The sequence below is a fragment of the Thioclava sp. NG1 genome (genome assembly GCF_003122275.1).
GTDB classification, from domain to species: Bacteria; Pseudomonadota; Alphaproteobacteria; order Rhodobacterales; family Rhodobacteraceae; genus Thioclava; species Thioclava nitratireducens.
In genome coordinates this window covers 24,657-31,234 of the sequence record NZ_QFBB01000015.1, presented here as the reverse complement: position 1 = coordinate 31,234, position 6,578 = coordinate 24,657, and the positions used below count along the sequence as shown (strand labels likewise).

Here is a 6,578-nt window from a genome sequence, read left to right as displayed (position 1 = left end):
TTGCCTGGCAAAAGGCGCGGATCATCCTCGGAAAATATCTGGGATTGGTGCAGGCGCCCGCATGGCAGCGCGGCTTCGATGTGGCGCTGACAGGCGTGTGCCTCCTGTTGCTGGTGCTCTATCTCGCGCCACTGGGGCTATAGGGAGCCTGCTGGTCTGTTCGGTAACGACCATCGAACCTGCATATGCAACGCTCGCCTGATGCGCTCTGCTCCTCAAACAACCTGATGTGAGCCGGTCCGAATGGACAACCCCCGTTGCGCGAATTTCGCGACGAGAGGTGCGGGCATCAGGCCGTCGCTGCCATGGCGATCCGACGATACCCAGCTTCGCCGTGATAGAAGCCGTTACTTAGTCCGACCTCCCCGCACAGGGTGGCAAGGCGCGCCTCGGCTTCCGCAAGGGGCACTCGCGCGTCGAGAGCGTCGCGAAATACTTTGGCCACGGCGACCATGTCTACCGTCTGTGGCATCAACCGCAGATGACTGACCCCGTCGGCCACGAGCCGCGCACTTTCTGGCAGGAGGTCGATATAGCTTTCCGAAAGGGTCTGGATGCCATTCACCCGCAAGATAGGCTTGTCGTCGCGGGTGCGCAGGGGCATTCCATCAAGGTCCGCCTCGCAGATAAACTGGCAGTTGTCCTTGGTCCGGCCGTGGGCGCGAGCGTGGTAGCAGCGCGCCGAGACGGCGAGTGAGGCACGACCGAACACCTGTACCTCGACACCGAGCCCGAGCTTGCGCGCGGCGCCCGCCGCGACGGCGATAGCCGAAGCCGGCATCTCTGACGGAAGGCAGACATGGGTCGCGCCCTGCCTGGCCATCCACGCGATCGTAGCCTCATTATAGGCATTCATGAATGGCCCGATACGATGCGGGCGCATGCCCCGCGCAAAGAGCCCTGCGGCATTGTTGATCTCGATTTCGGGCGTGTCCATCTCGGCGAGATCGCCCGTCGCCTTGCGCTCGCGCTTGAGCATGACCTCCGCCAGCGTGGACAGGATCACCCGTTTGCCCGCCCGCTCCAGCCGATCGATGATGGCGGGCAAGTCGGCCTCGTGGAAGGGCGCGCGCTTGGAGCAAATCACTTCGCCCAGGTAAACTTCATCGACCGCCGCGTCATCAGCAATGCGCGCATAGAAGTCGCGGCGTTTATCTGCAGGCCAGTGATAGGCGATGGGGCCGAGGGTCAGTTTCGTCATATGGTTCACCGCCATTTCTTGGTCTGGAAAGCACCTTGTGTCTGTTTCTGCCCTTCCGTCAGGGCGACAAGATCAGCCATGTTGGCCTCGCGTCCGGCGCGGATGTCGTCCACCGCGGCGCGGAAAGCGCTCACGACCCCCCGCACGTAGCTCTTCGACCTCTGGCGACCCTCGATCTTGAATGCGTGGACACCTGCGTCGATCAACTCGGGCAGCAGGCGCGAGAGGTTCAGGCTCACGGGCTCCTCGAATGCATAGTAGCCTTCAGGCCGATGAGGTGCGGTGTAGCGGCCCTTGCAGATGGTGGGGTAACCCGCTTTTTCATCCGGACCGAAGCGGTCGATGGTGAACCCCGCAAGCCGCGAGGACATGGACCCGTCCGGCTCACGCACGTAATCGACATCCGACGCGGGCGAACAGACCCCGTCCATGTTGGTCGATTGGCCCGTGAGATAATTGGTGAGAGTGCACCGCCCCTCGACCATCAAACCATGATTGCCGAAGATGAAAGTCTCGATTTCGCAGGGGATTTCCTTGCGGATCTGCCGGATCTCCGGGATCGTGAGAATGCGCGGCAGAACCACACGCTTGACGCCGAAATTCTCGCAATAATAGCGGATCGCCTCGGGGCTGGAGGCTGCGGCTTGAACCGACAAATGAAGTCGGATTTCCGGATAGGTGCGCGCGATGTAATCGGCCACACCCATATCCGCGACGATGAAGGCGTCGACGCCAAGCCGGGCGCCGGTTTCGGCGGCCTGCCGCCAGAGATCCACCTTGCCCGCAGGCGGATAGGTGTTGAGCGCCAACAGAACCTTCGTGCCGCGCTCGTGGGCATAGGCCACCGATGCGGCCAATTCGTCAGGCGTGAAGTTCAGCCCGGGAAAATTGCGCGCGTTGGTGGCGTCCTGAAAGCCGCAATAGACAGCGTCCGCTCCGGCATCCACGGCGGTCCGCAGGGCGGCAGGTGTCCCTGCGGGGCAGATCAATTCGGCAAGGCTCATTGGTTCTCTCTTGTCTCGATTTCTCCGTGATACGCTCGCCGAAGCCGGGTGAGGACCGCGCGGCCCGGGCGGCTGAACATCGCCGCCGTTTCTTCGGCGAGCGAGCCGTCCATATCGTCGAGCGCATTGCGCAGTCGCACAACCGCCTCTGTATCGCCGCTTACCTCGAGATCGCGCGAGAAGAAGGCCGCGTCGCCGTCATGTTCAGCATCGATCAGTTCCAGCAGCAGCATGAACCGACCGCGGATCGTGGCCCCTGCGTGCTGCAGGCCATCGCGCGGCACCGCCCGAAGGAGAGGTGCCTGCGGGTCGGGGCGCAGATGCAGGGCAAAGGGCAGCTCCCGCGGGTCGATCAGGAAATCGGTGCCCTGATGCGGGCCAAGGCGGGCAAAGAGCGAAGGATGCCGTTCCGCGATCCCGCGGACGATCCGCGTCAGGAATGGCTGTACGACAAGGCAGGAAAGCTGCGCGACCACACGTTTGCCGGGCCACTGCGACGGGGATGTTTCGTCACTGACACTCACGCGCGGTCCTCGACTTCGAACTCTGCGTCTGGATTGTCGTGCATCGGCGCCCCTCTCAACTCCCCCGCATCTTGCGCGGATTGGAATGAATTGGTATTTTTGATGCGCATATCATCCGCTCAATGCGCGCTTCAAATACCAATTAAGGATTGCGACAATTCGCCTCACTTCCTTCACCGATTATGGCCTGCGCGTTCTGATGCGCATGGCAGGAACCCCCGAACAGCCCTTCACCACGGGCGAGCTGGCTGAAGAGTTCCGGGTCTCCCGCAATCATTTGGCCAAGGTGATTTCGACCCTTGCGGCGAACGGTTGGCTGGAAACGCAACGTGGCGGAGGCGGGGGCGCGATCCTGGCCCGGCCGCCCGAAACTATCAAGCTGGGTGACGTGGTCGCCGCACTCGAAGGCGATCAAGCGATCGTCGAGTGCTTTGCGCCCGAGGGGAACACTTGTCCCCTGCCCCCACAATGCCGGCTCAAGACTAGATTGGCCACTGCCAACGCGGCGTTCATCGCCGACCTCAACCGCACCACTCTGGCCGAATGCATCTACCGCCCTGAAACTGCCTGACCCATCCGACACACGGCCTGTGTCTCAAATGCTTCGGCGTGGCGCATCTGCATCGGGCGCCACACTCTGAGAAGCCGACTTTATCTGTTTATCGGTCTTTGGCGGTGGACGCAGCGAACGACCGCTTCTCTAATTGGGTGTCTGGGTCAAGCTCGTTTTCCTTCTTATGAGGGATCGCGTATCCGGGTCACGCTTCTCTTCGCAGTCTGGTGTGGCGTTCGAAGGGCGCCGCTGCATGCATGTGTCGGATTGGTAGTGGAGAGCCCCGCTTTCCGGCGCGCTTCAAGTTGCGCAGCAGACATTTTCGGCTTCATCCACACACCTCGTCCGGATGGACGATCCCGTTCAGGTTAGGTGGTGGGCTATTGGGTCATGCCTGGCCTCCCACTTTTTCCTGACGGAACTCTGTGCCGTCGATCCACATCCGATGTAAAAGGACGGCCAGTTTGCGAGCCACCGCGACGACGGCACGGCGGCGGCCTTTGGTGCGCATGAGGCGCATGCCCCAAGACTTGATCTGCGATCCGGCCATCGTTCGCATAAGCAACGCATTTGCGGCAGCGTAGAGCGTCGCTCGGACATTCTGATCACCGGCTTTGGAGATGCGACCTGGGTTGTCGTGTTCGCCGGACTGGTATCGCCTCGGCGTGAGACCAAAGTGCGCGGCTACTGTGCGAGACCGTTTGAACCGATTGGGATCATCGACCGCTGCTTTGAAAGTCAGAGCAGCGATCGGGCCTACACCAGGCACCGTCATCATCCGCATGCAGACCTCGTCTTGCGACGCCGCACGCTTCACCCGTCGATCCAGTTCAAGATAATGCTGGAACAGGACGGCACGTGCATCGAGCAACGGAATGACCGCGTGCGCGAGAACTTCATCCATCTCGATCATGGGCCTCACGAGACCGTCGAAGCTACCGTGCTTGACGGTCCGGGGAAGGCGAACACCGAATATCTTCAGCAATCCACGCACTTCGTTTGCCAAGTCCATTGTTTTCTTCAGCAAGGCCTTTCTGGTGCTCAGCAGCGCCCGTAGCCCGTGCGCCTCCCGGCTCTTCATATGCACCGGGCTGAACCAACCCGTCCGCAAAATCTGGGCAATGCCCTTGGCGTCCGTCTTGTCTGTCTTGTTCCGCATCGCTGAAAGTACGGCACTGACCTGGCGAGCTTCCATGCACACGATCTCGAAACCCATGTTTTGCAGGCCGAAGAAAAGGTGCTGGCTCAGCGCGCCAGCCTCAAAGCCGATCCGCACGATTGGGGCGCCGAACGCATTCAGGAAGTTGGCGATTTCGTCGACCTCACACGGGAGCTCTCGCTCCATGCAAACCTTGCCACGACCGTCCACAATGCAAAGCGCGCAAGACCGAAGCGACACATCCAAACCAACGAAGTATTCCATTTTCTGTCTCCCTATTCTCACAGCAATGCTGAGATATTATCGGGAGCTCGACCTTAGAGCAGGGTCAGCCCAATTACGCATGCTTCCCGCCGATTCTGTGGAAAAGCACCCGTTCGCGATTGCAGAAATTGGAAGCTTTCGTGATGTGCGACTGCCTTTCCTATAAGGCTTTTCGCGGCTGCTGCGGTGCGGGAAGGATATTTGCCAGCTTCCTGAGGTTCTGGGCGGTTGCGGCGAGGAGAAATTCGTCATTTGCGCCGCACGGGCCACGTAGTCGGAGGCGTCCGAGGCCAAGGATGCGTTTGAGGTGCGCGAAGAGCATCTCGACCTTCTTCCGGAGCTTCATCGAGACCTCGTATTGCCTGGTCTTTGCGATGTCCCTGGCGACCTGGCGGGCGTCTTCGTGTTCCTCGCGGGTGATGGACCGGAAGTCCATGTTCGGGCAGCAGTGCTGCTTCGAAGGGCAGGCCTGACAGCTGTGCTTCAAGCCGCGGTATTTGGCGACGCCCTTGCCGGTCGGTCCTCTGTTCGGGTCGGAATAGTTCCGGCGGAACTGCTTCAGCGTCTGGCCCTATGGGCAGATGTATTGATTGTTTTCGGCGTCCCACTCGAAGTCGGCCCGAGTCCAGGTGCCATCGTTACGGCCCGACTTGTCCAAGACGGGGATGTGCGGCGCGATCTTGCGCTCGACCAGCCAACCCAGCATCGGCCCGGTGCCATAGGCGGTATCCGCGATCAGGCGTTCGGGATGCAAATCGAACTTGGCCTTAACCCGGTCCAGCATGGTGCGTGTCGAGCCGACCTCCGCCTGCCGGATCGACCGCGTCGCCTCGACATCCACAATGACGCCGTGATCCGTGTCGATCAGGTAGTTGTCTGAATAGCTAAAGAATGCCGGACCCTTGCGCGCTGCCGTCCACTGGCTGGCCGGGTCGGAATGCGAGGTGAACTTGGGCTGGACCTCGCTGGCGGCACCGAAGGCGGCCTTGTCCAGCGTCTCAAGATACTCTCGAACGGCGCGGGGCGCATCCGTCGGATCGATTTGCGAGGCGTCCCACTCTTCCTTCGGCGTCGAGTTCTGTTTGTTCGCATCCGCCTCGATCAGGCTGGCATCGACCGCCATGCGCTGCCCGCTCACCAGGCCTTCCTCAATGCAGCGTGCGACCGTCATCTCGAACAGGTGGCGTAGCAGCTCGCTGTCACGAAACCGGCCATGGCGGTTCTTCGAAAAGGTGGAGTGATCCGGCACCCGGTCAGCAAGGTCGAGCCGGCAGAACCAGCGATACGCCAAGTTCAGATGCACCTCTTCGCAGAGGCGCCGCTCGGACCGGATGCCGGAGCAATAGCCGACCAGGAGCATGCGGATCAGCAGTTCGGGGTCGACAGACGGACGGCCCGTGTGGCTGTAGAAATCCGCAAGATGAGCACGGATGCCGCTTAGGTCGACGAACCGGTCGATGGATCGAAGTAGGTGATCTTGCGGAACATGATCCTCCAGCGAAAACTCGTAGAACAGCGCTGGCTGAGCTTCCTGCTTCGGTCCCATCATCGCCAATCCTCCCACCTGATGTCGGAATTGAATCAGCGCCACGCCCAGCAATCAAGCGCGAGTTTTTCAACGGAATACGCCCTTTGACTGTGACGTCGATCTCGGCCCATTGCGGCCCTTGATCCCAAGGCGCACCGCTGCGGCGCAGCGTCACCGAACCGGTCCGCCGTCCCTTGCGCAGCAAACCGGTTCCGGCAGAGGTCGACATTGCGGACAAAGCCGCCGCGTCTTGGCTTTGGTCTTGTCCAGATGCCGCGTTACCATGCCGAGGCGGCTCTCCCCGCCCGCGAGTTCGTCGAGGTTCTGACCGAGTTTCCGCCGTCA

5 protein-coding genes and 1 pseudogene are annotated in these 6,578 nt (G+C 61.2%); 1 reads left to right on the top strand and 5 read right to left on the bottom strand.

The features are described from left to right. Positions 1-289: 289 nt before the first annotated feature. Genes ubiV through ubiT form a run of 3 tightly spaced genes read right to left on the bottom strand, consistent with a single transcriptional unit; the run spans position 290 to position 2,729 of the window. Positions 290-1,201, bottom strand: a complete 912-nt coding sequence (gene ubiV, locus DEM26_RS19405; protein WP_233243231.1) for a ubiquinone anaerobic biosynthesis protein UbiV — start codon at positions 1,199-1,201, stop codon at positions 290-292. 5 nt (positions 1,202-1,206) lie between these two features. Next, entirely contained in the window at positions 1,207-2,205 is a 999-nt protein-coding gene (gene ubiU, locus DEM26_RS19400) for a ubiquinone anaerobic biosynthesis protein UbiU (RefSeq protein ID WP_088726307.1), read from the bottom strand. Continuing rightward, positions 2,202-2,729: a ubiquinone anaerobic biosynthesis accessory factor UbiT gene (gene ubiT / locus DEM26_RS19395; protein WP_109173207.1), complete on the bottom strand. Its 528-nt coding sequence runs from the start codon at positions 2,727-2,729 to the stop codon at positions 2,202-2,204. Before ubiT ends, ubiU begins: the two co-directional genes overlap by 4 nt. 157 nt (positions 2,730-2,886) lie before the next feature. Here ubiT and DEM26_RS19390 point away from each other — a divergent pair, with 157 nt between their 5' ends. After that, on the top strand, positions 2,887-3,300 hold the full coding sequence (locus DEM26_RS19390; protein WP_109173206.1) for an RrF2 family transcriptional regulator: 414 nt from the start codon (positions 2,887-2,889) through the stop codon (positions 3,298-3,300). A 370-nt stretch (positions 3,301-3,670) separates the two neighbouring features. Here DEM26_RS19390 and DEM26_RS19385 read toward each other — a convergent pair whose 3' ends face one another. Beyond that, positions 3,671-4,705: an IS110 family transposase gene (locus DEM26_RS19385; RefSeq protein WP_109173205.1), complete on the bottom strand. Its 1,035-nt coding sequence runs from the start codon at positions 4,703-4,705 to the stop codon at positions 3,671-3,673. A gap of 160 nt (positions 4,706-4,865) precedes the next feature. Further along, positions 4,866-6,254 (bottom strand): annotated as a pseudogene (locus DEM26_RS19380) (IS1182 family transposase). Positions 6,255-6,578: the final 324 nt, after the last annotated feature.

What these genes read in the sequence shown, in the direction of transcription:
- ubiV (WP_233243231.1), bottom strand. Translation starts at nt 1,201, where the DNA reads ATGACGAAACTGACCCTCGGCCCCATCGCCTATCACTGGCCTGCAGAT.
- DEM26_RS19385 (WP_109173205.1), bottom strand. Translation starts at nt 4,705, where the DNA reads ATGGAATACTTCGTTGGTTTGGATGTGTCGCTTCGGTCTTGCGCGCTT.
- ubiU (WP_088726307.1), bottom strand. Translation starts at nt 2,205, where the DNA reads ATGAGCCTTGCCGAATTGATCTGCCCCGCAGGGACACCTGCCGCCCTG.